The sequence below is a fragment of the Mesorhizobium sp. WSM4810 genome (assembly GCF_055811235.1).
In genome coordinates, this window is sequence record NZ_JBVVQV010000082.1 from 1 (window position 1) to 969 (window position 969).

Consider the following 969-nt stretch of genomic DNA (forward strand, 5'->3'; position numbering starts at 1 on the left):
TTCGCGCCGCTTCAGCTGACGGGAAATTTCTTCGGCTTTCTGTTGGCGCACACCATGCTGACCGTTCCCTATGTAGTTATTGCCGTCTCGGCATCGCTGCAGCGCTTTGATTCCATTCTCGAAATGGCCGCCCTAAATTGCGGGGCCGGGCGCGGCCGCGCCTTCTTCGAGATCGTCCTGCCACAAATCACGCCTGGCGTAATCACCGGTGCGGTTTTCGCCTTCGTCTCCTCGTTCGATGAGGCGACCGTGGCCTTCTTCATCTCCGGCCTCGAGGGGAAGACGATAACCAGGAAGCTGTTCGAGGATATCGACTTCAACCTCACCCCGGTCATCGCCGTCGTCTCTACGATTATCGTCGCCATCTCGATCCTGCTGATGGGCGCGATACGCGTCGCGCAGAATAGAACAAATACCTAACCGGGTTTCCGCCGAATCCACCCTATCAGGTGGTGTCGAGCATCATCGGCGATCCGGCCTGGGTCATGAATGCTGCCTGCGCAGTGATTGAGACCCGTTGCGGTGCGATTCGAATAACAAATCCGGCGCGCTCATAACTATCGCAAAATGCCTAAAAACCCACATGCTTATAGACTGAAGACATCACTAAGTGAGATCGGATGTTATACCTGTTGCGCAGCATTTTCCCAATATTGATCTTCGATTATGTCACAGGTAATCGACGACCACCTTGCCTCGACGGTCGCCAAACCTCGGAGAAACGAAAATGAACACAAAGGTATTGGCTGGTCTTTTTGCACTCGCGGCATTCTCAATGTCCGCGTCCGCCGTCGCCGCGACGGCTAAGAATCGCGAGGTCGTTGTGGGGTCCGCGGGCGGAAGCCACGATAAGATCATCCGAGAGTATTGGCTAACCCCCTTTGAGAAAGGGACCGGCATCAAGGTTATCCTGGCTCCGTCGACAAACAGTTCCGAACGGCGTGCCCATGTGGAGGCCATGATCAAATC

The 969-nt window shown here is 55.1% G+C and carries 1 protein-coding gene and 1 pseudogene; both read left to right on the plus strand.

All coding sequences use genetic code 11. From position 1 onward, the window contains the following. Positions 1–420: ABC transporter permease (locus AC0L3O_RS35365; RefSeq protein WP_473618146.1), on the plus strand; the 420-nt coding region annotated here is incomplete at its 5' end. A gap of 307 nt (positions 421–727) precedes the next feature. Further along, a pseudogene (locus tag AC0L3O_RS35370) lies at positions 728–969 on the plus strand (hypothetical protein); the annotation flags it as partial.